Origin of the sequence: Brevibacterium sp. HMSC08F02 (assembly GCF_001807555.1) — a bacterium.
GTDB classification, from domain to species: domain Bacteria; phylum Actinomycetota; class Actinomycetes; order Actinomycetales; family Brevibacteriaceae; genus Brevibacterium; species Brevibacterium ravenspurgense.
In genome coordinates this window covers 14,944-40,336 of sequence record NZ_KV789364.1, presented here as the reverse complement: position 1 = coordinate 40,336, position 25,393 = coordinate 14,944, and the positions used below count along the sequence as shown (strand labels likewise).

At 61.7% G+C, this 25,393-nt stretch carries 25 protein-coding genes and 1 tRNA gene; 22 read left to right on the top strand and 4 right to left on the bottom strand.

The features are described from left to right. The first annotated feature begins 5 nt into the window (after window positions 1-5). The 18 genes from thrC (at window position 6) to murA (ending at window position 17,252) form a co-directional block, all read left to right on the top strand. Window positions 6-1,076, top strand: a complete 1,071-nt coding sequence (gene thrC, locus HMPREF3172_RS08240) for a threonine synthase (RefSeq protein WP_070516713.1) — start codon at window positions 6-8, stop codon at window positions 1,074-1,076. A gap of 2 nt (window positions 1,077-1,078) precedes the next feature. Beyond that, window positions 1,079-2,008, top strand: a complete 930-nt coding sequence (gene thrB / locus HMPREF3172_RS08235) for a homoserine kinase (protein WP_070516711.1) — start codon at window positions 1,079-1,081, stop codon at window positions 2,006-2,008. 303 nt (window positions 2,009-2,311) lie between these two features. Then, on the top strand, window positions 2,312-4,159 hold the full coding sequence (gene rho / locus HMPREF3172_RS08230; RefSeq protein ID WP_370919347.1) for a transcription termination factor Rho: 1,848 nt from the start codon (window positions 2,312-2,314) through the stop codon (window positions 4,157-4,159). After that, the gene (gene prfA, locus HMPREF3172_RS08225) at window positions 4,159-5,238 is read left to right on the top strand and encodes a peptide chain release factor 1 (RefSeq protein ID WP_070516710.1); all 1,080 of its coding nucleotides are present in this window, start codon (window positions 4,159-4,161) and stop codon (window positions 5,236-5,238) included. Before rho ends, prfA begins: the two co-directional genes overlap by 1 nt. Beyond that, the gene (prmC, locus tag HMPREF3172_RS08220) at window positions 5,239-6,150 is read left to right on the top strand and encodes a peptide chain release factor N(5)-glutamine methyltransferase (RefSeq protein WP_070516708.1); all 912 of its coding nucleotides are present in this window, start codon (window positions 5,239-5,241) and stop codon (window positions 6,148-6,150) included. Next, the gene (locus HMPREF3172_RS08215; protein ID WP_070516705.1) at window positions 6,134-6,865 is read left to right on the top strand and encodes an L-threonylcarbamoyladenylate synthase; all 732 of its coding nucleotides are present in this window, start codon (window positions 6,134-6,136) and stop codon (window positions 6,863-6,865) included. The genes prmC and HMPREF3172_RS08215 overlap by 17 nt, the downstream gene beginning before the upstream one ends. Beyond that, entirely contained in the window at window positions 6,865-7,977 is a 1,113-nt protein-coding gene (locus HMPREF3172_RS08210; protein WP_061942519.1) for an MraY family glycosyltransferase, read from the top strand. Before HMPREF3172_RS08215 ends, HMPREF3172_RS08210 begins: the two co-directional genes overlap by 1 nt. Continuing rightward, on the top strand, window positions 7,974-8,414 hold the full coding sequence (locus HMPREF3172_RS08205) for a Cg1360 family ATP-synthase-associated protein (RefSeq protein WP_070516703.1): 441 nt from the start codon (window positions 7,974-7,976) through the stop codon (window positions 8,412-8,414). The genes HMPREF3172_RS08210 and HMPREF3172_RS08205 overlap by 4 nt, the downstream gene beginning before the upstream one ends. Before the next feature lie 197 nt (window positions 8,415-8,611). Beyond that, a complete protein-coding gene (gene atpB / locus HMPREF3172_RS08200; protein ID WP_019175437.1) occupies window positions 8,612-9,400 on the top strand; it encodes a F0F1 ATP synthase subunit A in 789 nt (262 codons plus the stop codon). A gap of 85 nt (window positions 9,401-9,485) precedes the next feature. Continuing rightward, complete coding sequence (atpE, locus tag HMPREF3172_RS08195) at window positions 9,486-9,716, top strand: ATP synthase F0 subunit C (RefSeq protein ID WP_062021720.1); 231 nt, start codon at window positions 9,486-9,488, stop codon at window positions 9,714-9,716. Between the two features lie 20 nt (window positions 9,717-9,736). Further along, window positions 9,737-10,291 (top strand): F0F1 ATP synthase subunit B, encoded by a 555-nt coding sequence (locus HMPREF3172_RS08190; protein WP_019175435.1) that lies wholly within the window; start codon window positions 9,737-9,739, stop codon window positions 10,289-10,291. Further along, a complete protein-coding gene (locus tag HMPREF3172_RS08185; protein ID WP_070516701.1) occupies window positions 10,291-11,091 on the top strand; it encodes a F0F1 ATP synthase subunit delta in 801 nt (266 codons plus the stop codon). Before HMPREF3172_RS08190 ends, HMPREF3172_RS08185 begins: the two co-directional genes overlap by 1 nt. A 42-nt stretch (window positions 11,092-11,133) precedes the next feature. Next, entirely contained in the window at window positions 11,134-12,765 is a 1,632-nt protein-coding gene (gene atpA / locus HMPREF3172_RS08180; protein ID WP_070516699.1) for a F0F1 ATP synthase subunit alpha, read from the top strand. 25 nt (window positions 12,766-12,790) lie between these two features. Then, window positions 12,791-13,711, top strand: coding sequence for a F0F1 ATP synthase subunit gamma (locus HMPREF3172_RS08175; RefSeq protein ID WP_062021714.1), 921 nt, complete (start codon window positions 12,791-12,793; stop codon window positions 13,709-13,711). Window positions 13,712-13,750: 39 nt separating this feature from the next. Beyond that, window positions 13,751-15,205, top strand: a complete 1,455-nt coding sequence (gene atpD / locus HMPREF3172_RS08170; protein ID WP_061942531.1) for a F0F1 ATP synthase subunit beta — start codon at window positions 13,751-13,753, stop codon at window positions 15,203-15,205. 3 nt (window positions 15,206-15,208) lie between these two features. Next, the gene (locus HMPREF3172_RS08165; protein WP_019175430.1) at window positions 15,209-15,466 is read left to right on the top strand and encodes a F0F1 ATP synthase subunit epsilon; all 258 of its coding nucleotides are present in this window, start codon (window positions 15,209-15,211) and stop codon (window positions 15,464-15,466) included. 35 nt (window positions 15,467-15,501) lie between these two features. Further along, entirely contained in the window at window positions 15,502-15,969 is a 468-nt protein-coding gene (locus HMPREF3172_RS08160; protein ID WP_061942533.1) for a DUF2550 domain-containing protein, read from the top strand. Continuing rightward, entirely contained in the window at window positions 15,969-17,252 is a 1,284-nt protein-coding gene (gene murA / locus HMPREF3172_RS08155; RefSeq protein WP_070516696.1) for a UDP-N-acetylglucosamine 1-carboxyvinyltransferase, read from the top strand. Before HMPREF3172_RS08160 ends, murA begins: the two co-directional genes overlap by 1 nt. Window positions 17,253-17,284: 32 nt before the next feature. Here the strand turns inward: murA and HMPREF3172_RS08150 are convergent, their stop codons facing one another. Then, window positions 17,285-18,265: a pirin family protein gene (locus HMPREF3172_RS08150; RefSeq protein WP_070516694.1), complete on the bottom strand. Its 981-nt coding sequence runs from the start codon at window positions 18,263-18,265 to the stop codon at window positions 17,285-17,287. A 144-nt stretch (window positions 18,266-18,409) separates the two neighbouring features. Continuing rightward, on the bottom strand, window positions 18,410-19,105 hold the full coding sequence (gene nucS, locus HMPREF3172_RS08145; protein ID WP_070516692.1) for an endonuclease NucS: 696 nt from the start codon (window positions 19,103-19,105) through the stop codon (window positions 18,410-18,412). A gap of 31 nt (window positions 19,106-19,136) precedes the next feature. Between nucS and HMPREF3172_RS08140 the strand changes: the two genes are divergently transcribed. Continuing rightward, window positions 19,137-19,436 (top strand): hypothetical protein, encoded by a 300-nt coding sequence (locus tag HMPREF3172_RS08140; protein WP_061512418.1) that lies wholly within the window; start codon window positions 19,137-19,139, stop codon window positions 19,434-19,436. 79 nt (window positions 19,437-19,515) lie between these two features. Here HMPREF3172_RS08140 and HMPREF3172_RS08135 read toward each other — a convergent pair whose 3' ends face one another. After that, entirely contained in the window at window positions 19,516-20,970 is a 1,455-nt protein-coding gene (locus tag HMPREF3172_RS08135) for a coiled-coil domain-containing protein (RefSeq protein WP_062021699.1), read from the bottom strand. Between the two features lie 220 nt (window positions 20,971-21,190). On the opposite strand from HMPREF3172_RS08135, the gene HMPREF3172_RS08130 reads away from it, so the two are divergent. Both HMPREF3172_RS08130 and HMPREF3172_RS08125 read left to right on the top strand, forming a co-directional pair. Further along, window positions 21,191-22,381, top strand: coding sequence for an acetyl-CoA C-acetyltransferase (locus HMPREF3172_RS08130; protein ID WP_061942543.1), 1,191 nt, complete (start codon window positions 21,191-21,193; stop codon window positions 22,379-22,381). A 129-nt stretch (window positions 22,382-22,510) separates the two neighbouring features. Next, window positions 22,511-22,583: transfer RNA gene (locus HMPREF3172_RS08125), tRNA-Arg, on the top strand. Window positions 22,584-22,718: 135 nt separating this feature from the next. Here the strand turns inward: HMPREF3172_RS08125 and HMPREF3172_RS08120 are convergent. After that, window positions 22,719-23,522, bottom strand: a complete 804-nt coding sequence (locus HMPREF3172_RS08120) for a 2-keto-4-pentenoate hydratase (RefSeq protein WP_070516690.1) — start codon at window positions 23,520-23,522, stop codon at window positions 22,719-22,721. Between the two features lie 163 nt (window positions 23,523-23,685). Between HMPREF3172_RS08120 and HMPREF3172_RS08115 the strand changes: the two genes are divergently transcribed. Then, on the top strand, window positions 23,686-25,308 hold the full coding sequence (locus tag HMPREF3172_RS08115) for an inorganic phosphate transporter (protein WP_083272076.1): 1,623 nt from the start codon (window positions 23,686-23,688) through the stop codon (window positions 25,306-25,308). Window positions 25,309-25,393: the final 85 nt, after the last annotated feature.

Genomic DNA, 25,393 nt, shown 5'->3' with positions numbered 1-25,393 from the left:
AGACCATGGCACACCAGTGGCGCGGGGTCGTGACCGAATACCGCGAACACCTTGCAATCGATTCGCAGGCTCAGCCTGTTTCGCTCGGAGAAGGCGGCACCCCACTGATCTTCGCCGAAAAGCTCTCGGAGCGCACCGGCGCAGAGGTCTACGTCAAATATGAGGGTATGAACCCCACCGGTTCGTTCAAGGACCGCGGTATGACAGCCGCGATCACCGCGGCCAAGGCCGCCGGTGCAAAGGCCGTCATCTGCGCTTCAACCGGCAACACTTCGGCATCGGCTGCCGCCTATGCGACAAAGGCCGGCATGACGTGTGCGGTTCTTGTGCCGAAGGGCAAAATCGCCCCCGGCAAAATGAGCCAGGCTGTCGCGCATGGCGCCCAGCTGCTGGAAGTCGACGGCAACTTCGACGACTGCCTGACCCTGTGCCGCAAGCTGTCGGAGTCCTACCCGGTCCATCTGGTCAACTCGGTCAACCCCGACCGCATCGAAGGCCAGAAGACAGCCGCGTTTGAAGTTGTCGATGCTCTCGGCAAAGCACCGGACATTCACGCGCTGCCGGTGGGCAACGCCGGAAACATCACCGCCTACTGGAAGGGCTACACCGAGTACGCCCAGAAGGGCCTGGCTGATTCGACCCCGCGCATGTGGGGCTTCCAGGCTGCCGGTGCGGCTCCGCTTGTCACCGGCCACCCCGTTGACGAACCGGAGACGATTGCAACTGCCATTCGGATCGGCAACCCCGCTTCGTGGGACAAGGCGATCGCGGCTCGTGACGAATCGGGCGGTCTTATCGATTCGGTGGAAGACGAACAGATCATCCGCGCTCACCGTCTGCTGTCCTCAACCGAGGGCGTCTTCATCGAGCCCGGCTCGGCCGCCTCGATTGCAGGTCTGCTGAAGATGCACGAAGCCGGACAGGTGCCGCAGGGTGCTGTCATCGTGTGCACCGTCACCGGTCACGGACTCAAAGACGCAGACTGGGCACTCAAGGCGGCAGAAGGCGAATTCGAAGCCAAGAGCGTGCCGGTTGACGCTGTCAGCGCGGCCCGCGCACTGGGCCTGGAGAGCTGATAATGCCCTACAGCATCGAAGTCTCGGTCCCTGCGACATCGGCTAACCTGGGTCCCGGATACGACACATTCGGGCTCGCCCTCGACATTGCCGATGAAGTGGTGGCTGAACTTCACCCCGATCCGGTTGACCTCAGCAGCTGTGTAGAGGTCACCGGGCAGGGGTCCGGCCAGGTGCCCACCTCCTCGGATCATTTGATCCACAGGGTTGTGCGCGAGGTGCTCGATCACCAGGGACACGGGGCGCTGGCTGACCGGCTGACTCTGCGCTGTGCCAACACGATCCCGCATTCGAGGGGGATGGGGTCCTCGGCCGCCGCTGTTGTTGCGGGAATCTCGATTGCCGATGCTCTTCTTGCCTTCGCGGGACGAGGTGAATTGACAGAAGAGGAAAGACTCGCCTGGGCGGTTCACTACGAGGGGCATGCTGACAACGCCGCGCCGGCTCTGTTCGGCGGGGTCTCCATCAGCACGCTCGATGCGGAAGGCCGCCCTCGGTCTGTTTCAGTTCCGGTCCACCCGGCTGTGCGCGCGGTTCTCATCGTTCCCGACACCAAGTTGGACACCGACTACGCGCGCTCCTTCATTCCGGAGCAGATTCCCCACGCTGACGCAGTGGCGAACTCAGCGGCGGCGGCTCTGTTCATCCACGCGATCGGCCGCGCTCCGTCGCTTCTTTTCGAGGCGACAGAAGATCATCTTCACCAGGAGTATCGCCGTCCCGCGATGCCGGAAACGCTGGCTCGGGTCGATGCTCTTCGGGCTCACGGGCTCGCCGCTGTTGTTTCGGGGGCCGGCCCGACAGCGCTCGTTCTGGGCACCGGGGAAAACCTGCGCGATGAAGTCGCCTCGGTCCTCGGCGACGACGATGCCAGGATCATTGCAGCCTCGATAGCAGATTTTGGGGCGACCATCACTCGAACAGACGCATAGGGGAATCAGCGCGCCGACTGTCGGCGCGCTGATTCGCTTTACCGCATTTCTTCACGTTATGCTTGACCTGTTCTTCCGCAGCGCTTCGCTGTGATGTTCGGATCGACAGGTTCTGTCTCCGATGAAGAACAGTCACCTCAGCACCCACGCTGGTGCTTTCACAGTCACTTTCATGTGCAGACCATTGCTGAATGCCTCTTTGTGCTTCAGCCGAACGAGGGAGAAGGAACCTTCGTGTCAGAAAACACTGACTTCAACCACTCCGGAAGCCTGTCCGCACTTCGCCTGCCGCAGCTGCAGGAAATGGCAGCAGGATTGGGAATCAAGGGCTACCGCCGTCTTCGCAAGAGCGACCTGATCGACGCCATTCTCCAGGCGCAGGGCGGAGCCGCGCAGTCCGGTGCAGACACCGGTGCTGGCGCAGACAAGAAGAAGAGCTCGGACGCGTCCTCGGACAAGGCCGAGAACACCGACAGCAAGAAAAACGACGAAAAGAAGGCCGAAGCCAAGGCTGAAGGCAAGTCTGAAGACAAGGCCGACGGTCGTGACAGTGCCGAACAGGGCGACGACAGCGGCCGTTCGCGTCGTCGCAGCCGTGGCGGCAAGCGCGGCGACAACAGCTCTGCCGACGCTTCCCAGTCCGGCGACGGCCAGCACGGCGATAAGAACCGCGGTGACAACAACCGCGACGACAAGAACCGTGACAACAACGGCCACAACGACAAGGGTGGTCGTGGTGACAAGAACGGCCACGACGACAAGCAGGGCCACAAGAACAACAAGAAAGGTCGCGGTCGCAAGAGCCACGGTGACGACGGGGACAATCGCAACAACGGCGATAACCGCGACAACCGTGGGAATGACAACCGCGGCAACAACGACAACCGCAACAACCGTCACGACGACGGGGGCCGGGACGACAACAACGATCGTGGTCGACGCGGCCGTGGCCGAGACCGCAAGCGTCGTCGAGGTGACGACGACCTGCGTCCCGACGATGTGCTCATTCCCGTCAGCGGCATCCTCGACGTACACGACAACTACGCGTTCCTGCGCACTTCCAGCTACCTGCCGGGCCAGAACGACGTCTACGTGTCGAACAACATGGTCAAGCGCAATGGTCTGCGCAAGGGAGACGCCGTTGTCGGCGCCATTCGCCAGCAGCGCGAAGGCGAACGCAATAACCGTCGCGAAAAGTTCGACGCCCTCGTCCGCCTGGACTCCGTCAACGGTCTGTCGGTTGAGGACGCCAAACGCCGCGTGAACTTCTCGAAGCTCACCCCGCTCTACCCGCAGGAGCGCCTGCGGATGGAGACGACATCGTCGAACGTCACGCAGCGGATCATCGATCTTGTTGCCCCCATCGGCAAGGGCCAGCGCGGTCTGATCGTCGCCCCGCCGAAGGCCGGCAAGACCACGATCATGCAGCAGATCGCCAACGCTGTGAAGACGAACAACCCCGACGTCCACCTCATGGTCGTCCTGGTCGACGAACGTCCCGAAGAAGTCACGGACATGACCCGCGCGGTTGACGGCGAAGTCATCGCTTCGACCTTCGACCGTCCGGCTGACGACCACACCGCAATTGCCGAACTCGCAATTGAGCGTGCCAAGCGGCTGGTTGAAATGGGCCAGGATGTCGTTGTGCTCCTGGACAACATCACCCGTCTGGGGCGTGCCTACAACCTGGCGCAGCCGGCATCCGGCCGCATCCTGTCCGGTGGTGTCGACGCCAACGCCCTCTACCCGCCCAAGCGCTTCTTCGGTGCCGCGCGGAACATCGAGGGCGGCGGTTCGCTCACGATTCTGGCAACGGCCCTCGTCGAGACCGGCTCGAAGATGGACGAAGTCATCTTCGAAGAGTTCAAGGGCACCGGCAACATGGAGCTTCGCCTGTCGCGCAGCCTTGCTGACAAGCGCATCTTCCCGGCTGTTGACGTCAACGGCTCCGGAACGCGCCGCGAAGAGAACCTCATGGGTGCTGAAGAGCGCAAGATCATGTGGCGCCTGCGCCGCGTGCTCGCTGGCCTTGAACAGCAGCAGGCTCTTGAGCTTCTGCTTTCGAAGCTGAAGGAAACCCAGAACAACGCTGAGTTCCTCATGCAGGTGCAGAAGACCACCCCGCTGCCGAAAGCCGCCTCTGACGACTGATGGCGCTTGACTCTTCGCAGCTGGAAGCCAGTGTCCGCTCACTCATCGACGAGCACGACCGAATCGAGGCGGAACTCGCCGATCCGGACGTGCTCGCCGATGCGGGGCGGACCCGCAAGCTGACCAGGCGGTATTCCGAACTCGGACAGGTGAAAACCTGCGTCGACGCGATTGACTCCGCCCGCAGCGACCGCGAGGCTGCCGCTGAGCTTGCCGAAGAGGACAGCTCTTTTGCCGAAGAGGCACACCGCTTGGACGGTGTGATTGTCGATCTCGAAGAGCGGCTGCGGGAACTGCTCGTTCCCAAAGACCCCGATGATGTGCGCGATGCCCTGCTCGAGGTCAAAGCCGGAGAAGGCGGTGACGAATCCGCCCTGTTCGCCGCAGACCTCGTCAACATGTACCGGCACTGGGCGTCCAACCGCGGATGGAGTGTCGAGGTCCTCGACTCCACGGAAACCGCTTTGGGCGGTTGGAAGGACATCACGCTGGCCGTTAAATCCCGCGAAGGCGGCGTGTACGGCTGGATGAAGTTCGAAGGCGGTGTGCACCGCGTGCAGCGTGTTCCCGTGACGGAATCGCAGGGACGCATCCACACATCGGCCGCCGGTGTCATGGTGTTTCCGGAAGTCGACGAACCCGACGAGATCCGCATTGACGACAACGATCTGCGCATCGATGTTTACCGTTCGTCCGGGCCCGGCGGTCAGTCGGTCAACACGACAGACTCCGCTGTGCGCATCACCCACCTGCCCACGGGAATCGTCGCCAGCTGTCAGAACGAAAAGTCACAGCTGCAGAATCGTGAGGCCGCCATGCGCATTCTGCGTGCGCGTCTGTTGGCCAAACAGGCCGAAGAAGCCGCTGCAGAAGCCCAGAGCGCACGCCGCTCACAGGTTCGCTCGGTGGACCGTTCCGAGCGCGTCCGCACCTACAACTTCCCGGAAAACCGGATCGTCGATCATCGCACCGGGTACAAGGCATACAACCTCGACCAGGTCCTTGACGGGCGATTGGACGAGGTTGTCGAATCCCTGCGCGCTGCTGAACGTGCTGAGCGGCTCGAGGGGATCGGCTGATTGTCTGCTGATCCGCTTCGTGCCCGGCAGATTCTGACTTCTGCAGCCGCTCGGCTGCACCGCGCGGACATAGAAGCCGCCGATGCAGAGGCTCGCCTTCTTCTTGCATGGGCCTGGGGGAGTGACGTCAGGGATCTGTCCCTGACGCTCTTGTCCGATCCCGCTGTTCCCGCCGATGTAGTACACCGCCTTGAGGATGCGCTGACTCGCCGGAGCGAACGGGTTCCACTTCAGCACATCACCGGACAGGCGCCTTTCCGGCACCTCGACCTGGCTGTCGGCCCCGGTGTTTTCATTCCCCGCCCCGAAACTGAGCTGCTGGCTCAGTGGGGCATTGACTTTCTGCGCAGCCGCCCCCGCGGCAGTCGGCAGGTGCTTGACCTGTGCACCGGCACCTCGGCCTTGGCTCTGTCCTTGGCAACCGAGGTGGGCGGCACCTCGGCAACCGGCATCGAACTGAGCCCGACCGCCTACAGGTGGGCACAGAAGAACATTGAGAACCATGCTCGGACACTCAGCCGCTGCGGTTCGCAGTGCATAGTCACCCAGGGTGACGCACTGCAGTTCTTTCCGGACTGCCCGGTGGACCTCGTGGTGTCGAACCCGCCTTATGTCGACCGTGCGCGCCAGCCGAAGCTGCCTGAAGTTGAAGCCGACCCCGAAATCGCCTTGTACGGCGGGGGAGAGGACGGTATGGAGTTTCCCCGCGCGCTCATCGGCCACGCGGCGAGGATCATAGTTCCCGGAGGAGCACTGGCTGTCGAACACGCTGAATATCAGGGGCAGCAGATGCGCGATGCTTTTGCGAACGCGGGCTTTGAACGGGTGGAAGTCCACCGCGACTACACTGGCAGGGAACGTTTCACCACCGGCTTCACACCCCACGAGGAGACCCATGTCGCGGCACTATGACCTTCGCAGCTCAGAGGTCCACGACCTCGTGATAGCCGAAGCCGCACGGGTCATCGAAGACGGCAAACTCATTGTGCTGCCCACCGACACCGTCTACGGTGTCGCCGCCGACGCATTTTCACCCGAAGCGGTTGAGCGCCTGCTCGAAGCAAAGGGCCGCGACCGCACCATGCCGCCGCCCGTGCTCATCGCGCGCCCGGAAACCCTCATGGGAATCGCCGAGGGCGTCGATGCTGCGACCATGGCACTCACAGCAGAGTTCTGGCCCGGTGCCCTGACCATCATCTGCCGCGCACAGCCCATGCTCGACTGGGACCTCGGCGACACCCACGGCACAGTGGCAGTTCGGATGCCCGACCACGAACCCGCTCTCGACGTGCTGCGCCGCACCGGCCCCTTGGCTGTTTCGTCGGCCAACGCGCACGGGCAGCCAGCAGCGCTGTCGGTTGAAGACGCCGAGCAGATGCTGGGGGAGAACATCGAGGTCTACCTTGACTCCGGCGCGGCAGCCGGCCAGGGTGCTTCTACGATCATCGACATGACTGCGCAGCCGCCTCGAGTGGTGCGCTCGGGGCCCATTTCCTACGCCGCTCTTGCCGAGCACGTGCCGAATCTGCTGGATGTCGGCCAAGAACCCGAAGACCCCGAGGTGCCGGCTGAGGGAGCCGCTGCTGACGAGGCGCCCGCTTCCGGAGAGGCCGATAGGGACGGCTGATGCGCGTCTACCTGTTCATCGTCGTCGTGTCGGCTATCGTGTCCTATCTTGTGACGCCCATGGTCCGACGCGTGGCCGAACGCGGGCTCATCTTCTCGCCGCTGCGCGACCGCGACGTCCACTCGGTGCCCACGCCCAGACTCGGCGGCGTGGCCATCTACGCCGGTGTGCTCGTCGGACTGCTGTTTGCATCCCAAACCCCGTTCCTTCGGCACCTGTTTGACAATCCCGCGCCCATCATCGGTGTGGCCGGCGCCGGGGGCCTTCTGGTGCTCATCGGTGTAATCGACGACATCTGGGACATCAACTGGGCCGCGAAGCTGGCCGGACAGGCTCTGGCCGCGGGCTTTATGGCTCTCAACGGCGTGGCAATGCTGTCGATCCCGTGGGTCGACATCATCGTGGGGTCGCCGCGTATGTCGGTCATTCTCACGGTGTTCGTTGTTCTGGTCACCATCAACGCGGTCAACTTCGTCGACGGACTCGACGGACTTGCCAGCGGCGTCGTGACAATCGGCGGCGTGGCCTTCTTCATCTACAGCTATCAGCTGGCTGTGGACACAAGCCCCGCCAGCTACGCGAACCTGGCCTCGCTCATCATCGCGCTTCTTGTAGGCGGGTGCATTGGCTTCCTGCCGCACAACTTCAACCCCTCCCGGATCTTCATGGGAGATTCCGGATCGATGCTCATCGGCCTTCTGCTGGCCGCATCGACTATTCGCGTCACCGGCCAGGTCGATCCCGCGCTTCTTTCGAACGAACGTGTTTTCGCCGCCTACATGCCGATCATCCTGCCCCTGGCGGTTATGGCGCTGCCGCTCATCGACCTTTTCCTGGCTGTTGTCCGCCGAATGGCGGCAGGAAAATCGCCGTTCAGCGCGGACGCGAAGCACCTTCACCACCGCATGCTGCGCCTGGGGCATTCTCACGCTCGCGCAGTGCTCATCATGTACCTGTGGACAGCGGACTTCGCCTTCGGTGCAATCGGCTTCCTGCTGTTCCCAACAGACATCGTCATCATCGTTGTGGGCATCAGCCTTCTCATAACACTCGCGTTCACCTTCTACCCGGTGATCGCCCGTCGTCGCTACCGAAGGGAAATCACAAGATGAGCCAGCAGTCCACCAGCGCACAGGCCGTCAGTAGACTCATGCAGCGGATCCTCCTTTTCAGTGCGACTGCCGGTGTTGCCATCGCGTTGATCGCAGCGGTGATCGGCGGGCTGACAGTCGGTGTGAGCGGTGTCTACAGTGCGCTCATCGGAGCGGCTGTTGCCTTTGTGTTCTTCGGCATCACCGCGGTCATCATGCTGTTCACGGCAGACGCCGGGCCGGCTGTCACGGCAGGTGCGGCGATGGGCGGCTTCCTGGTGAAGATCGTGCTCCTGTTCGCAGTCATTGCGATGCTTTCCGGCAAAGGCTTCTATCACCCGATGGTTCTGTTCATCACGCTTGTTGCCGGTGCGGTGGCATCCCTGGCGATCGAAACATGGGCAGTGCAGAACGCTCGGATTCCGACGGTTGATCCGACGCTCGGGAAACGCGACTGAGTTTTGAATCATAAGTCGCGCTTGGTAAGATTCAGTCAAACCGCGATGATTCCTCTGGGAATCGTGTGTGTTTTTCCGGAGCCCGCACTTGTGGCTCTGCAAACACATCGACCATCCGCATATGGCCACTGCATGCTTGCGTGCGCCCTGAGCTTTGGGAGTTAGCCCTGTTTAACGCGTCAGCTCTGACTTCATCGGTGTCCCTCGTCGCAGAGGGAGGAGGCTTCCACGCACCAGGGCTCGAAGAGTTCTTCCCCAGCGCTGTGCTCTTCGCCGGGACCCCCTTTGAACTCAACCGGATCATGATCATCCGGATCGCAGTTTCCCTCCTCATGGTGCTGGCCTTCTGGCTGATGCTTCGCGGCGGCCGACTGGTTCCCACCCGCGCTCAGTCGATTGCGGAAATGGCGCTTGAGTTCTGCCGCAAGGGCATCGCCCACGACATCCTCGGCAAAAAAGACGGCGACCGCTTCTTCCCGCTGATCGCCGTCATCTTCCTGACTGTGTTCTGCATGAACATCACGGGCATCATCCCGTTCCTCAACATCTCGCCGAACTCGAACATCGGCATGCCGCTCGTGCTGGCCGTCGTCGCCTACTTCGTCATGATCGGCGCCGGAATCAAGGCCCAGGGCGGCGGCGCATACCTTAAGAGCCAGCTGTTCCCGGCCGGTGTTCCGCCGCTGATGTACATCATCGTGACCCCGATTGAGTTCGTCTCGACCTTCATCGCTCGCCCGGTTTCGCTCACACTGCGTCTGACCTTCAACATGATTGTCGGCCACCTTCTTCTGGTGCTGTGCTTTGCCGCAACCCACTTTTTCTTCTTCGAAGCCGGCGGCGGTCTCTTCGCACTCGGCGGTCTGACTCTCGTCGGCGGTTTCGCCTTCACACTCTTCGAAATCCTGGTAGCCGTGCTGCAGGCATACGTCTTCGCACTGCTGACCGCTGTGTACATTCAGCTGAGCATCGCTCAGGACCACTGAGGTACAACCCCACAAACTCCTGTAACACACGGGACCACGGTCGGCTTAAGCCAGTCGGCCAAGATATCGGAAGGAAAAACATCCCATGGATACAACCATTCTCGCTGAAGTCTCGGGCAACATCTCTACGGTCGGCTACGGTCTGTCCGCTATCGGTCCCGGTATCGGTATCGGCATCCTCGTCGGCAAGACCGTCGAAGGCATGGCTCGCCAGCCTGAGGTCTCCGGCCAGCTGCGCACCACCATGTTCCTGGGTATTGCATTCGTCGAGCTCCTGGCCTTCCTCGGCATTGCAGCTCACTTCATCTTCGTCTGATCTGGAATAAGGACTGACTCTTGACCCCGACTACTTTCATCGCCGCAGGGGCTTCTGACCAGAACCCCATGATTCCGGCTGTCTACGACATTGTGTGGTCGCTGGTCTGCTTCGTCATCATCCTGCTCGTTTTCTGGAAGCTCATCCTTCCGAAGTTCAAGGAAGTCCTTGACGAGCGATCCAGGCTTATCCAGGGCGGCATCGAAAAGGCCGAACGTGCACAGGCCGAAGCCGATGCAGCGCTGGAAGAGTACCGGATGCAGCTTGCCGAGGGCCGCGCAGAGGCAGCCCGTCTGCGTGCCGAGGCTCAGGAAGACGGCGCTCAGATCATCGCTGACATGAAGCAGCAGGCCAACGAAGAAGCCGAACGCATCATCTCGACTGCCAAGGCGCAGATCGCAGCTGAGCGCCAGGCAGCAATGATTTCGCTCCGCAGCGAAGTCGGCTCGCTGGCCACAGACCTCGCATCCCGCATCGTCGGCGAATCGCTGCAGGACGACGCCCGTTCCAACGGTGTTGTCGACCGCTTCATCGCTGACCTCGAAGCACAGGCTCCGGCCGGCAAGGACGCGTGATGCTGGCATCGAGCAGAAATTCACTGCTGCAGACCGTTGACGAGGCAGCGACCGTCGTCACGCCCGGAACCGGCTTTGCAGCCGATCTCCTGGCAGCTGTCGGCGTTTTCGCTTCGGATGTTCAGCTGCGACGCGTTCTCACGGACTCGGCAGTCGACGTTGAAGCTAAGCGCGGCCTTCTGAACTCGCTGTTCGCAGGCAAGCTGTCGGCTCCCGCCGTCGATCTGCTCGTCAGCGCCGCCGGACGTCGGTGGGCGCGCGTTCAGGACTACGTGACCGCAGTCGAAACCGCTGCTGTGTCGCAGCTGGCCGCACACGCGCAGTCGCAGGAGCGCCTGGGCGAGGTCGAAGAAGAGCTGTTCCGCTTTACGCGTCTGGTTCTCTCTGATCACGACCTCGAACGGGCCCTCGAATCTGACGCTGAGCCGGCCGCTAAGGAACAGCTGCTGCAGCAGATCGTCGGCAGCCGCGTTTCGGCAGAAACGCTCATGCTGCTCGTCCACGGTGCTGTCAACCCGCGCCGTCGTCGAGTCTCCGAAGCCTACGAGAACTTCTCGGAAATCCTCGCATTCCGTCAGCAGCGCGCAGTTGCAGACGTGACTGTCGCACGGGAACTGACCGAACAGCAGAAGTCCCGTCTCGAGGCAGCTCTCTCGGCCAACTTCGGTCGCAAACTCGTTCTCAACATCCGCATCGACCCCGACGTTGTCGGCGGTGTCCGCGTGCAGGTTGGAGACGAAGTTATGACCTCGACGATTGCCGACCGACTCGCAGAAGTTGAGCGCAGGCTCGCAAGCTAACAGCGGCCGCGCCGCACAAACCAAGGAAGCAGGGAAACCGCGATGGCGGATCTGACAATTCGCCCGGAGGAGATCCGGGACGCGCTGGGGAAGTTTGTAGAGAACTACAAGCCCACCTCGGCTGACAAGACGGAAGTGGGCACCGTTGTGACCGCTGGCGACGGCATCGCCAACGTGTCCGGACTGCCCGGAGTTATGGCCAACGAACTGCTGCGCTTCGAAGACGGCACGCTCGGCCTGGCCCAGAACCTCGACGAACGCGAAATCGGCGTGGTCGTTCTCGGCGAATTCGCCAACATCGCCGAAGAGCAGAAGGTCTACCGCACGGGCGAGGTTCTTTCGGTGCCCGTCGGAGACAAGTTCCTCGGCCGCGTTGTCGACCCGCTCGGCAACCCAGTCGACGGTCTCGGCGACATCGAAGCCGAAGGTCGCCGTGAACTCGAGCTTCAGGCTGCCGGCGTTATGGACCGCAAGGAAGTCAAGGAGCCCATGGAGACCGGCCTCAAGGCCATCGACGCCATGGTGCCCGTCGGCCGCGGCCAGCGTCAGCTGATCATCGGTGACCGCAAGACCGGCAAGACCGCTCTTGCGATCGACACCATCATCAACCAGAAGGCCAACTGGGAATCCGGGGACCCGAGCAAGCAGGTTCGCTGCATTTACGTGGCCTGTGGTCAGAAGGGCTCGACAATTGCGTCGGTCCGCCGCTCGCTGGAAGAAAACGGTGCTCTCGAGTACACGACCATCGTGGCTTCGCCAGCATCGGACCCGGCAGGCTTCAAGTACCTTGCTCCCTACGCGGGTTCGGCTATTGGCCAGCACTGGATGTACCAGGGCAAGCACGTCCTCATCGTCTTTGACGACCTCTCCAAGCAGGCCGAGGCATACCGTGCGATTTCGCTTCTGCTGCGCCGTCCGCCGGGCCGTGAGGCATACCCCGGTGACGTCTTCTACCTGCACTCGCGCCTCCTTGAACGCTGCGCCAAGCTCTCGGACGAGCTCGGCGGCGGCTCGATGACCGGTCTGCCGATCATCGAAACCAAGGCAAACGACGTCGGCGCGTTCATTCCGACCAACGTCATTTCGATTACCGACGGTCAGATCTTCCTGCAGTCGGACCTCTTCAACGCCAACCAGCGCCCGGCCGTCGACGTCGGTGTTTCTGTGTCGCGCGTCGGCGGTTCGGCTCAGCGCAAGCCTCTGCGCGGTGTTTCGGGAACCCTGAAGATCTCGCTGGCTCAGTACCGCTCGCTCGAGGCGTTCGCGATGTTCGCGTCCGACCTTGACGCCGCAACCAAGCGTCAGCTGGACCGCGGTGCTCGCCTGATGGAACTGCTCAAGCAGGGTCAGTACGACCCGATGCCTTCCGAAAAGCAGACCGTGTCCATCTGGGCAGGCTCCGAAGGCCACCTCGATGACATCCCCGTCGAGGACGTCCTGCGCTTCGAACGTGAATTCCACGACTACCTCGAGCGCAAGACCGAGATTCTGACCACGATCGCGAACCTCAACGACAAGCTCGGCAAGGACCTCCTGGGCGAGCTTGAAACCGCGATCACCGAATTCAAGCGCGAGTTCCAGTCTTCGGACGGGGGCTCGGCGATCGGCACTGAAGACTTCGACGCCACGAACGAAGAAGAAGTCGTTCAGGAGCAGATCGTCAAGCAGCGCTGATCGGGTATAGGGAAAGGAAGTACTGATGGGAGCTTCACAGAGGGTCTTCAAAGCGAAGATCAACTCGACATCGTCCTTGAGGAAGATCTTCAAGGCGATGGAGCTCATCGCGGCTTCCCGTATTCAGAAGGCCATCCGCAGGGTCAAGGACGCAACGCCCTACGCCAACGCGATCACGCGCGCCGTATCCGCAGTCGCAACGCAGTCGAATGTCGACCACGTTCTGACCACGGAACCGGAAGACGTGCGCCGCGCGGCAGTTGTCGTCATCGGCCCCGACCGCGGATTCGCCGGAGCATATTCATCGAATGTCATCCGGCGAGCAGAAGAGCTCGTTCAGCTTCTCGACGAAAAGAACGTTGAACAGCAGCTCTACGTGGTCGGACGCAAGCCCGAAACGTACTACACGTTCCGCGAGCGTCAGCTGGCCGGCGCCTGGACGGGATTCTCTGAGAACCCGACTGTCGAAGACGCCCAGAAGATCGGCAACACGCTTCTGGAAGCCTTCGACCGTGACTTCGGCAACGACGGTGTCGACGAAATCTACTTCGTCTACACACGGTTCGTGAACTCCGTTACTCAGGAGCCCGAACACCGTCGTCTGCTTCCGCTTGAGGTCGTTGAAGCCGATGAAGATCATCCGGCACCGACCACCGCGGACGGTCCTCTGCCGCTGTACGAATTCGAACCTGACGCAGAAACTGTGCTCAACGCACTGCTGCCGAAGTACATCGAATCGCGCATCCTCGCTGCGCTGCTCAACGCGGCAGCATCTGAGCAGGCTGCACGCCAGCAGGCAATGAAGACCGCAACCGACAACGCAGACGACCTCATCCGGACGTACACGCGACTCGCCAACTCGGCGCGTCAGGCTGAGATTACCCAGGAGATCTCTGAGATCGTCGGCGGTGCAGACGCACTTGCCGGCGCAGGATCTGCTGACTGAAGCGTCTAACGCCCTAAGAGAGCAGAAAAGAAAGAGAACATGACTGCAACCGTTACTGAAACACCCCAGGTCAAGGGTGGGGTCGGGCGGATCTCTCGAGTTATCGGCCCCGTTGTCGATATCGAGTTCCCGCTCGATTCGGTTCCCGCAATCTACAACGCACTCAAGACTGAGGTCGAACTGTCTGAGGGCACCCGCGAACTGACGTTCGAAGTCGAGCTGCAGCTCGGCAACGGCATCGTCCGCGCCGTGTCGATGCAGCCGACTGACGGTCTTGTCCGCGGCCAGGAAGTCCGCGACACCGGCGGCCCCATTTCGGTGCCCGTCGGCGATGTCACCAAGGGCAAGGTCTTCAACGTCACCGGTGACGTCCTCAACGACTCGATGATCGACGAACCCTACGAGATCACCGAGCGCTGGCCCATCCACCGCACCGCACCTAACTTCGACCAGCTGGAATCGAAGACTCAGATGTTCGAAACGGGCATCAAGGTCATCGACCTCCTGACCCCCTACGTGCAGGGTGGAAAGATTGGTCTGTTCGGTGGTGCTGGTGTCGGCAAGACCGTTCTGATTCAGGAAATGATCACCCGTGTCGCCCAGGACCACGGTGGTGTGTCTGTGTTCGCCGGTGTCGGTGAGCGCACCCGTGAGGGCAACGACCTCATCCACGAAATGGACGAATCGGGAGTTCTGCCCAACACCGCACTGGTGTTCGGCCAGATGGACGAACCGCCGGGCACGCGTCTGCGCATCGCCCTGACCGGTCTGACCATGGCTGAGTACTTCCGCGACGTTCAGAAGCAGGACGTGCTTCTGTTCATCGACAACATCTTCCGCTTCACGCAGGCAGGTTCGGAAGTCTCGACGCTGCTGGGCCGCATGCCTTCGGCTGTGGGCTACCAGCCGACCCTGGCTGACGAAATGGGTGTCCTCCAGGAGCGCATTACGTCGACCCGCGGTCACTCGATTACGTCGATGCAGGCCATTTACGTCCCCGCTGACGACTACACCGACCCGGCTCCGGCAACGACGTTCGCACACCTCGACGCCACCACGGAACTGTCGCGTGACATCGCTTCGCGCGGTCTGTACCCGGCTGTTGACCCGCTGACCTCGTCGTCGCGCATCCTCGACCCGCTGTACGTTGGTCAGGACCACTACGACACCGCCGTGCGCGTCAAGCAGATCCTCCAGAAGAACAAGGAACTGCAGGACATCATCGCCATCCTCGGTGTTGACGAACTGTCCGAAGAAGACAAGCTCACGGTTCACCGCGCACGTCGTATTGAGCAGTTCCTGTCGCAGAACACCTACACCGCTCTGCAGTTCACCGGTGTTGAAGGCTCGACCGTTCCGATCAAGGACACGATCGAAGGCTTCAAGGGCATCTGCGACGGCGACTTCGACCACATCCCCGAACAGGCCTTCTTCAACGTCGGCCCGATCGACGATGTGCTGCGCAACTACGAGCAGCTCCAGAAGGAGAACTGATCCATGGCACTCGATGTCACCGTCGTCGCCGCTGACCGCGAAGTGTGGTCCGGCCAGGCGAAGCGCGTTGTCGCTAAGTCCGTTGAAGGCGAAATCGGAATCCTGACCGGTCACGAACCGGTGCTTGCCGTGATCGCCGGCGGCGACGTGAGGATCATTGACTCCAACGACCAGCTTGTGACCGCTCACGCGGCTGGCGGGTTCATGTCGGTTGAAAACGACCGTGTGAACATCGTCGCCGACACAGCGAAGCTGGTCTGACCAAAGCCCGACGCCTGCGAACGTAGACTGACACTGTGAATGCATCTGTCCTGCTGATTATTCTGCTCTCGTTGGTGGGATTGGCTGCTATTGCAGTTGCAGCAGTCTCCGTTCGCCGTCGGGCCATTGGCCGCCTTAAGGGCGCCTTTGACTGCTCATACAGCGTGGGCGGTGACTCCAGTCACCGCCCACGTTGGCGTTTGGGCGTTGCGGTTTTCAGCGTCAGCACTCTTGATTGGTATCCGATCTTCGGTTTTTCTTCGCGCCCCGCGGTGCGTTTGCCGCGCTCAACTATGGAGATTGCTGAGCGTACGAAACCTGAAGGCGATGAGCGCTTCGCGGTTATGTCGGATGCCTATATCGCCACCTTGACTATCAACAGCGGAAACCCTGATCCTCGCATCTGCAGGCTCGCTCTCGATGCTGATTCGCTGTCTGCCCTGTCCGCGTGGATCGAATCGTCTCCGCCCGGCGACAACATTGCCGTCGGAAGGTTCAATTGATGGAAGTCCTCCGCGTCCACGGCCCTGTTCGCTTGGAAGGCTCGGTAGAAGTCCGAGGTGCCAAGAACAGTGTCCTCAAACTCATGGCCGCCGCTCTGCTTGCTCCCGGCCGTTCTGTCATCACGAACGTTCCTGCGATTCTCGACGTTTCGATCATGGCCCGTCTCCTTGAGCGGCTCGGCTGCGATGTTGATTACGATTCCCGGGCTGGCGTCGTCTCTATTGACGTCCCTGAGCGCACGGATATTCAGGCTGATTATCAGCTTGTGCGTGCGATGCGCGCCTCTATTTCTGTTTTGGGCCCGCTGATCGGCCGTATGCGCAGCGCCAAGGTCGCACTTCCCGGTGGGGATGCCATTGGGTCGCGCGGTCTTGATCTGCACGCAGCGGGTCTCAGGGCTCTGGGTGCGGATGTTCATCTTGATCACGGCTATTTTGTTGCTGAGGCGCCGGACGGCCTGCACGGTGCTGATATCTCCTTGGCCTTTCCTTCTGTCGGAGCGACAGAGAACCTTGTGATGGCGGCGGTTCTGGCAGATGGGCGCACCGTCATTGACAACGCTGCCAAAGAACCGGAGATTGTCGACATCTGTTCGATGTTGGTGAGCATGGGTGCGAAGATCGACGGCATCGGCACAGCTCGTCTCGTCATCGACGGCGTGGAAAGTCTGCGCCCTGTGGAGCACAGCTGCGTGCCCGACAGAATTGTGGGTGGCACGTGGGCCTACGCTGCGGCGATTACGGCCGGCGATGTCGAGGTCGTGGGCGTCACGCGTGATCTCTTCCCGAATGTTCTTGACAAGCTGGAAGCAGCCGGGGCCTCGATTTCTGACACTGAGCGCGGTCTGCGTGTCATCGGACCTGAGCGTCCGCGTTCGGTGAACATCTCTACTCTTCCGTTCCCCGGTTTCCCCACTGATCTGCAGCCGTTTGCCATTGCCTTGAACGCGGTCGCCGACGGTGTTGGCGTGGTTACGGAGAACCTGTTTGAGGCCCGCTGGCGGTTTGTGCATGAACTTGCCCGCCTCGGTGCGAACATCGCAATTGACGGCAATCACGCTCTTATCACCGGTACGGCTGAGTTGACGGGGGCCGAGGTGGAAGCCTCCGACATCCGTGCTGGTGCCGGTCTGGTTCTCGCTGGTCTTGTTGCCAGTGGAACTACTGAGGTCGCAGGGGTCGATCACATCGACCGCGGCTACGAATTCTTCGCCGAGAAGCTGCGTGCTCTCGGCGCGCACGTCGAGCGGGACGCTGTCCCGGAGATGCTCGACTTCAGCTGAGCGCTGAGTTTCAGCTGAAGTCTTCGCGCAGCTCAGTCTTCGTCTGGCAGTGTTGGCAGAGAAAGCGTGTCGGTCGGGTTTTCCGGAAGAGGACCGAAGACTACGGTACGTTCCTCGTCATCCTGTTCTTCATCGACTTCGATTTCGGTGCGGTACTGCGCGTACCACTGCTCGATTTCTTCGTGTGAGCGCCCAGCGAAGTTCCACCACATGACGATTTCCTCGTCGAAGGGCTGGCCTCCGAACAGCACAAGTCGCGTGGGGACATCGGCGGAGAGCCGAACGGTGCTGTTGCCCTGGGGGATGAAGGCGAGCTGTTCCGCTTCGATGACGGCTGTTGTGCCGTCTGCGAGTGTCAGCTGAGCTTCTCCGGAATCAACGAGCAGGCCGTGTTCAAAATGCTCGCTCAGCGGAATCTCGGCCGTGCCGTAGATGTCCAGCTGTGCTGCGACGACGCTCACGACAGGGTCGATGGGGGAGCGAACCTCACCCACTGATCCCACATAGACCGTGACTTTGCAGTCGCCGGCGTAAAAGCATTCCGCGGGATAATGCTGGGTGGAAGCCGGGGCAAAACGGTGCTTGTCTGGAAGCGCGTACCACAGTTCCACCCCGTGGAGGATCTCTGTGTCTTCCGTTGTGAACTCGGAGTGTGAAGCCCCACGACCGGCTATGAACAAAGATGCTTCGCCGGGTTCGACGGTGACAGAGGTGCCTGTTGAGAAGGTCTCTGTCAGGCTGCCGCTGAACAGCATCGGCATGCACGCCACACCCGCATGAGGGTGCGTGGGCGAGGTGAGCTTGCCGGTTTCGTCGTCAACGCCCTGCGGACCGAAGTGGTCGAGGTAGCACCACGGGCCGATCATGCCCAGCTCGTCGTGAGGCAGGGCGCGGCGCAGCGGAACGCCGTGCGTGTCTACACTGCGGATATCGCGCGGTTCGACAACGGTCAGTTCAGCGGCATCGGCTGCCGTGCACACATGAACGCGGGGCCGCTTTTCCAGATTGCTCATTGTTCGTCTCGCTCCTTGCGAGGGTAACCAGCTTAGGTCGACGGACGTCGGCAGATACGGCGCTCTGCCGTGCCCACCGCGATGACCCTAGCACTCGCGGCTCAAAGCCGCCGGCAACAAAGCATCCGCGGCGTGTGCGAGTGCTCAGAACAGGCGGGATTCTGAATCGTCTACTCCGCGCATGGCGTCGTAGTCCAGAATGACGCAGCGGATTCCGCGGTCCTCTGCGAGGGTGCGCGCCTGGGGTTTGATTTCCTGGGCGGCGAAGACGCCCGTGACGGGTGCCAAAAGCGGGTCTCGATTGAGCAGCTCCAGGTATCTGGTGAGCTGCTCAACACCGTCGATTCCGCCTCGTCTTTTGATTTCGACGGCGACCGAGGCGCCCTCACCGCTGCGGGCGAGGATGTCGACTGGGCCGATGGCCGTCATGTACTCCCTGCGCACGGTTGTGTAGCCCTCGCCGAGCGTGTCGATCTGGTCTGCCAGCAGCTCCTGCAGGTGTGCTTCGACGCCGTCCTTGATGAGACCGGGGTCGACGCCGAATTCGTGGGTGATGTCTTCGAGGATTTCGGCAATCGAGATGATGAGCCGGTCCTCGGTCTTTTCGGCCGCGACAGTCCAGACTTCCCGGATGCCGGCTTCGGCCTGCTCGTCGGACGGCTCATCTACTCGAAGCTGTGCCGGTGCGGTCATCCAGTTCAGCGGCTTGTAAGAGCCGCCGTCGGAGTGGACGAGCACCGATCCGTCGGCTTTGAGCATGACAAGCCGCTTAGCCATGGGCAGGTGGGCGGTCAGACGACCGACGTAGTCAACACTGCACTGAGCAATCACCAAACGCACGTCGCACACTCTACGTGACACAATGATGTCTATGCCACGCTCCCCATCGAACCGCCGCCGCAATAAGTGGCAGCAGCCGCATCGACCCCTGTCGTCGATGAACTCTGTGCGCCGTTCGATCACGGAATCCGACGGCACGTGGATTGTGCAGCAGATCCGCAGCGGCACACCGGGCAAGGTCTACATCTGCCCGGGCTGCAATCAGGATCTCCCCGCCTCCACACCGCACACCGTCGCGTGGCGCTCAGGCGATGAGTTCGGCTGGGGGACCGGTGTGGGGGAGCGTCGGCACTGGCACACCTCGTGTTTCAACGCCCGCAGCCGTCGGTGAATGTTCCGCGCTGATGCAAAAACCGGCGCCGCTGCTGCGACGCCGGTTTTCTATGCTGCAGGTTTCCTAAGCTGACTGGTCAGCTGTTCGGGTTCTTGGCCTGGGATGGGCCGCCCACCTGACCGTTCTTCTTATTGTCGGGCTGAGGGCCTGCGGGCTTCGCCTGAGCGGTCTTTGCGTCCGAGCTTTGTCCGGCAGCCTGCTGGCCGGAAGCCGCCGGCTTGTCGCCCTGTTCGTCTGTCTTGTTGTCTTTGCCCGAGGTGCCGCTCTTCTTCTGTGCCGAGCCTTCGGCTGCTTTGAGCTTCTCGAGTTCTTCCTTCGACCCGATCTTTTCGGTGGGGTAGGCGGCTGCCTTGATTTGGTCGGAACGGTCGTCTTCGAGGTCAACGTCGTCGAAGAGTCCGGGTGCGCTGAACATGGAGCGCAGCTGCTCCATCTGGGCGGTGATGGTGCGGCGCTGCTTGGTCAGCAAGTCGACCTGCGACTGTGCCGCGGACACCGAGCGCTTGGCTTCTGCAGCGGATTCTTCCAGTGTTGCCTCGGCGGTTTCGCGTGCTTCGTTGATGAGTTCCTGGGCGCGAGCCTTGCCATCAGCGATGATCTTGTCGGCCTTTTCGAGAGCTTCCTTGCGGGTCTTCTCGGCGCGCTCAGCCGCTTCCTTAGCATCGGCGTCGGCCTTGGCTGCCCGGTCAGCGGCCGCCTTCTGCAGCTTCTGGTTTTCTTCTTGGGCCTTGGTAAAGCGCTCGTTTTCGGCCTTTTCGTGGTCGGCGCGGATCTTGGCGAGGCTGGCAGCCTGGGCGTCGGCGGCCTTTTTGGCCTCAGCCGACTGCTTTTCGGCTTCTGTGCGCAGCGTGTTCGCTTCGGCCTTGGCCTTTTCCAGAAGCGTGTCGGCTTCCTTCTTGGCTGCGGCAATCGTGTCTGCAGCTTCCTTTTCTGCAGCGGCGCGCTTTTCATTCAGTTCGCGCTTGAGCGCTTCGTAGGAGTCAGACTTTTCTGCAGCGGAGTCGTCGCGGATCTGCTGGGCTTCGCGCTCAGCGGTCTGCTTGAGTTCCGCGGCGCGCTTTTCTGCGGCATCGATCGTTTCAGAAGCGCGCAGGTCTGCAGCCTTGGCAGTAGCCTCTGCTTCTGCGCGGGCGCTGTTGAGCGTGTCGTTGCTTTCGGTGTGCATACGAGCACGTGACGACGCGGCGTCTGCGCGGGCTTTGTTGCGGATGGTTTCGGCATCCGCGGTTGCCTGGGCGAGCGTTTCGCGTGCCTGGGATTCGGCGATCTTCAGCAGCTGGTCGATGCGGCTGCCGGGAGGGCCGGCCTGTGCTGCGTTGTCGTCAGCTGCCTTTTTCAGCTGCTGCTTGGCTTCGGAGAGTTCGCCTGCGATCTGCAGCTTTGCGCGGTCAGCCGCGATGACCTGGCTGCGAGCGTCGGAGAGGGCCTTGCGGAGGGATTCGATTTCCTGCTTGAGCTGGCTCAAACGCGAATCGACTTCGTTCTTTTCGTACCCCCGCATTGCTGTGCGGAATTCTTCCGGTTGTGTCACGGTTCCGATTCTCCTTCGTCCGAATGCTCTGCGTGCCCGGCGATGCAGCCGTCAGGCGCGCCTCAGTGCTGAGCCACTAGGGGCAATTCTACGTAGTCAGCTTCACATTTCCTCAAAGAGGGAGCCCCCGCGGGCCGCAGTGTCGTGGGTCACTGTCGGTGCTCTAGGATTGTTCCCAAAGTGAGGCGAGACTCACTGAAACCTCAGCAAAGGAGTTCTCATGGCAGAAGCCGTCATCGTCGCCGGTGCCCGCACGCCGCTGGGCAAGATGTCCGGTGGACTGGCAAGTCTTTCCGCAGTCGATCTTGGAGCACACGCCATTAAGGGCGCGCTCGACAAGGCCGGAGTCGCTCCGGACGCCGTTGAATACGTCCTCATGGGGCAGGTCCTGCAGGCCGGTCTCGGACAGGGTGCTGGCCGTCAGGCCGCAGCTAAGGCAGGCATCCCCATGAACGTTCCGGCCGTCACGCTCAACAAGCTGTGCCTGTCGGGCATCAACACCATCACCCACGCCGCGATGCTGGTTCGCTCCGGCGAGTACGACGTCGTCGTTGCCGGTGGCCAGGAATCGATGACGAACGCGCCGCACATGCTTGAGAAGTCGCGCGCCGGCTTTAAGTACGGCACGATTCAGATGCGCGACCACATGGACTACGACGGTCTGTGGGATGCCTTCACGGATCAGGCCATGGGTGGGTTGACCGAGTCGATGAACGATGAAGACGGCGTGCACTTCTCACGCGAAGAACAGGACGCTTTCGCCGCGCAGTCACACCAGCGCGCCGCTAAGGCCTGGGCTGACGGCAAGTTTGCCGACGAGGTCGTGCCGGTCACGATCAAGACCCGCAAGGGCGAAGTCGTCGTCGACAGCGATGAAGGTGTCCGCGCCGGCACGACCGCTGAATCCATGGCCGGTCTGCGTCCGGCGTTCCGCAAGGACGGCACCATCACCGCCGGCAACGCCTCGCAGATCTCTGACGGTGCTGCGGCCGTTGTCGTCATGAACAAGGACAAGGCGGTTGAGCAGGGCCTGCCGATCCTTGCGGAAATCAAGTCGCACGCCTGGACTGCAGGCCCGGACTCGACGCTGCAGCACCAGCCCTCGCAGGCCATCAAGGCCGCCGCTGAACGCGAAGGCGTGGCAGCGGACTCGTTCGACCTGTACGAAATCAATGAGGCCTTTGCCGCGGTGTCGCTGGCTTCCATGAAGGACCTCGGCATTGATGATGAGCGTGTGAACGTCAACGGCGGTGCCGTGTCCCTGGGTCACCCGATCGGTGCCTCGGGAGCGCGCATTGTCCTCCACCTCGCCCTGGAACTTCAGCGCCGAGGCGGAGGCAAGGGTGTCGCCGCCCTCTGTGGCGGCGGTGGTCAGGGTGACGCTCTCATTGTCGAGGTGCCGCAGGCCTGATCCTGTCTGAGTGACCTCCGCAGGGGTCGGCATCGGGGTGATCCGATGCCGACCCCAGCTGTCTGTGTGGGCACGACCGCACAGCCGGGGTCGTCGAAGTCGCGGCGGGCGCTAGAATGGCGTGCTGAAGCCTCCATAGCTCAATGGATAGAGCAACGGCCTTCTAATCCGTAGGTTGCAGGTTCGAGTCCTGCTGGGGGCGCTTCTTCAGCCCGGGCGCGTGGTGTCACAACCACGGTCCGGGCGTTTTCAACGCTGGGGCTTTCGAGCTCTCCTCAAGATCGGTTGCGGTTCAATCCGTGTATCCGAGTGCCGGTCGCAGCGCGTCAACCGTGAATCAAGCGGGGGTTTCATCCGAAGAGCGGAACTCAGCCTTGACCGTCCCGAGGTGGTCAAAGTCTGCGGTGATGACGTCACCGGGGCCTGCGGGCGCCGACGCGGTCATCGCTCCCGGCAATATGAGGTGGCCAGCCTCCAAGGTGACGCCTCGTTCGCCTAGCGCGTTCGCCAACCACGCCACCGCATTCAGCGGCGATCCGAGTATTGCCGCACCCGTTCCCTGTCCGACTTCGGCGCCGTTGCGAAAGACGCGAACACTCAGGGCTTTCAGGTCGAGGTTGTCGGCGGGTACCCGGACGGAACCGAGCACAATCCTCGCAGAGGAGCCGTTGTCTGCGATGGTGTCTTCGAGCTTGATGCGCCAGTCAGCGATCCGGGAATCGACAACCTCCAGCGACGCGACGGAATAGTCGACTGCACTGAGCACATCCTCAGCGGTGACGCCCGGTCCGCACAGAGGAGATTTGAGGACGAACGCGATCTCTGGTTCCACGCGTGGACTGATGAGATCGTTTGCGAGGAATACGCCGCGCTCATTCTGGACCATGTCTGCGAACAGGTGCCCGTAGTCGGGGGTGTCTACCCCCATCTGCCGCTGCATTGCCTTAGATGTGAGCCCAATCTTATGGCCAATGAGGGTGCGCCCGTCTGCAAAGTGCTTCTGCGCGAGCGCAACCTGAATCGCATACGCGTCGTGCACCGTCATCCCTGGATAGGTTTCGGTCAACGGTGGAATCGATGTGCGTGTCAGCTCAGCGGTGCGCAGAGCGTGCGCGGCCTCCGCAATGTGGTTGGTATTCATTGGTGTCTCCTCAGCCGAATCGCGAGGCTGCCAGCAGTCGGTGTGCAGGCTTTCACGACTGCTCTCCATCGTATTTCGTACATTCGTCACACAGAATTCACACAATTGGATCCTGTGTGTCAACCGTCTGCGTCACTATGAGGCCACTACGGAAAGGCTTTCTATGTCGCAGACAACCAAACCTCAGCAGAACATCTCGGTGAAGCCCGGTGGCCACGGTTTCTTAGGGCCGGACCGCTGGTGGCACATTTCCTTCGGCGGCCTCATGACGATCGCACTCGTCGTGTTCATGGTGTGGTCATTCGGCTACGTCGACGTCGGAGCGAACAAGGTTGTCCTAGTGCTGACGGTCCTCTTCGGACTGTTCATGGCCTTCAACATCGGCGGCAACGACGTTGCCAACTCCTTCGGCACGAGCGTTGGCGCCGGCACCCTGTCGATGAAGCAGGCGCTCGTCATCGCCGCAATCTTTGAAGTCAGCGGCGCAGTCCTGGCCGGTGGGGAAGTGACCGAGACCGTGCGCTCGGGCATCGTCGACCTCAATGCGATCGACCTTGAGCCCATGGACTTCGTGTTCATCATGATGTCAGCGCTGCTGGGCGCGGCCATCTGGCTGCTGGTGGCAACCCGCATGGGCTGGCCCGTATCGACAACCCACTCAATTGTCGGCGGCATTGTCGGTGCAGCCCTGACCCTGGGCATCACGACCGGCACCGGCGGTCTCGAAATGGTGCAGTGGGGCGAAATCGGCAAGATCGTCATGTCGTGGGTGCTTTCACCCCTGCTCGGCGGAATCGTCGCCTGGGTGCTGTTCGGGCAGATCAAAAAACACATCCTCGTCTACAACGAGGAAATGGACGTGAAGCTGCGCGAACTCAAGCGCGAACGCGCTGAACTGCGCACTAAACACAAGCAGGCCTTCGAACGTCTCGACGAACTGCAGCAGATCTCGTACACAAACGCCATGGCGCGCGATGCCTCGGTCTACCAGCGCGACGACTACGATCCGGAAGAATTCGAATCGGAGTACTACCGCGACCTGCACCGCGTAGAAACCCGGGCCAAGGAAATCAACGCGCACCGCGCACTGGAGGCATGGGTGCCCCTGCTGGCAGCTTTCGGCGCCGTGGTCATCGGCTCGATGATGCTGTTCAAGGGGTTGAAGAACCTCAACTTCGAACTGAGCTCGGTCGGCAACTTCCTCATCCTGGGCATGATCGCAGCGACCGTGTGGATGGCGGTCTTCATCTTCGCGCGCTCGCTGAAGAAGCGGGATCTGTCGCGCTCAACGTTCCTGCTGTTCAGCTGGATGCAGGTTTTCACGGCCTCCGCGTTCGCCTTCAGCCACGGATCCAACGACATTGCCAATGCCATCGGACCGTTCGCGGCGATCCTCGATGTGCTCAAGACCAACCAGATCAATGACGAGGCGGGGGTCCACCCGGCTGTCATGCTCACTGCAGGTGTCGCCCTGATTTCCGGTCTGTGGTTCATCGGCCGGTTCGTGATCAAGACCGTAGGCTCGGGACTGACCGAAATGCACCCGGCCTCCGGCTTCGCCGCAGAGCTTGCCGCCGCCGGCGTCGTCATGTTGGCCTCTGTTCTCGGTCTTCCGGTGTCCTCGACGCACATCCTCATCGGTGCTGTTCTCGGTGTCGGCATTGTGAACAAGGCGGCCAACTGGAACCTGATGAAGCCCATCGCACTTGCCTGGGTCATTACGGTGCCGGCTGCCGCGGTGATTGGTGCGATCGGAGTCTTGGCTCTTCGCGCCGTGTTCGGCTGATTCAGTCCGTGCTCGCTCTGTGCTGGTTCTGCTGTCCCAGCACAGAGCGAGCACAGTCGTTTCTGCGGGCGGTTCCGCAGCCCGC

What these genes read in the sequence shown, in the direction of transcription:
- HMPREF3172_RS08210 (WP_061942519.1), top strand. Translation starts at nt 6,865, where the DNA reads ATGCGCGTCTACCTGTTCATCGTCGTCGTGTCGGCTATCGTGTCCTAT.
- HMPREF3172_RS08185 (WP_070516701.1), top strand. Translation starts at nt 10,291, where the DNA reads ATGCTGGCATCGAGCAGAAATTCACTGCTGCAGACCGTTGACGAGGCA.
- atpD (WP_061942531.1), top strand. Translation starts at nt 13,751, where the DNA reads ATGACTGCAACCGTTACTGAAACACCCCAGGTCAAGGGTGGGGTCGGG.
- HMPREF3172_RS08130 (WP_061942543.1), top strand. Translation starts at nt 21,191, where the DNA reads ATGGCAGAAGCCGTCATCGTCGCCGGTGCCCGCACGCCGCTGGGCAAG.
- atpA (WP_070516699.1), top strand. Translation starts at nt 11,134, where the DNA reads ATGGCGGATCTGACAATTCGCCCGGAGGAGATCCGGGACGCGCTGGGG.
- rho (WP_370919347.1), top strand. Translation starts at nt 2,312, where the DNA reads ATGGCAGCAGGATTGGGAATCAAGGGCTACCGCCGTCTTCGCAAGAGC.
- HMPREF3172_RS08150 (WP_070516694.1), bottom strand. Translation starts at nt 18,265, where the DNA reads ATGAGCAATCTGGAAAAGCGGCCCCGCGTTCATGTGTGCACGGCAGCC.
- HMPREF3172_RS08120 (WP_070516690.1), bottom strand. Translation starts at nt 23,522, where the DNA reads ATGAATACCAACCACATTGCGGAGGCCGCGCACGCTCTGCGCACCGCT.
- murA (WP_070516696.1), top strand. Translation starts at nt 15,969, where the DNA reads ATGGAAGTCCTCCGCGTCCACGGCCCTGTTCGCTTGGAAGGCTCGGTA.
- HMPREF3172_RS08175 (WP_062021714.1), top strand. Translation starts at nt 12,791, where the DNA reads ATGGGAGCTTCACAGAGGGTCTTCAAAGCGAAGATCAACTCGACATCG.
- HMPREF3172_RS08165 (WP_019175430.1), top strand. Translation starts at nt 15,209, where the DNA reads ATGGCACTCGATGTCACCGTCGTCGCCGCTGACCGCGAAGTGTGGTCC.
- thrC (WP_070516713.1), top strand. Translation starts at nt 6, where the DNA reads ATGGCACACCAGTGGCGCGGGGTCGTGACCGAATACCGCGAACACCTT.
- HMPREF3172_RS08140 (WP_061512418.1), top strand. Translation starts at nt 19,137, where the DNA reads ATGCCACGCTCCCCATCGAACCGCCGCCGCAATAAGTGGCAGCAGCCG.
- HMPREF3172_RS08215 (WP_070516705.1), top strand. Translation starts at nt 6,134, where the DNA reads ATGTCGCGGCACTATGACCTTCGCAGCTCAGAGGTCCACGACCTCGTG.
- HMPREF3172_RS08115 (WP_083272076.1), top strand. Translation starts at nt 23,686, where the DNA reads ATGTCGCAGACAACCAAACCTCAGCAGAACATCTCGGTGAAGCCCGGT.
- prfA (WP_070516710.1), top strand. Translation starts at nt 4,159, where the DNA reads ATGGCGCTTGACTCTTCGCAGCTGGAAGCCAGTGTCCGCTCACTCATC.
- HMPREF3172_RS08205 (WP_070516703.1), top strand. Translation starts at nt 7,974, where the DNA reads ATGAGCCAGCAGTCCACCAGCGCACAGGCCGTCAGTAGACTCATGCAG.
- atpE (WP_062021720.1), top strand. Translation starts at nt 9,486, where the DNA reads ATGGATACAACCATTCTCGCTGAAGTCTCGGGCAACATCTCTACGGTC.
- thrB (WP_070516711.1), top strand. Translation starts at nt 1,079, where the DNA reads ATGCCCTACAGCATCGAAGTCTCGGTCCCTGCGACATCGGCTAACCTG.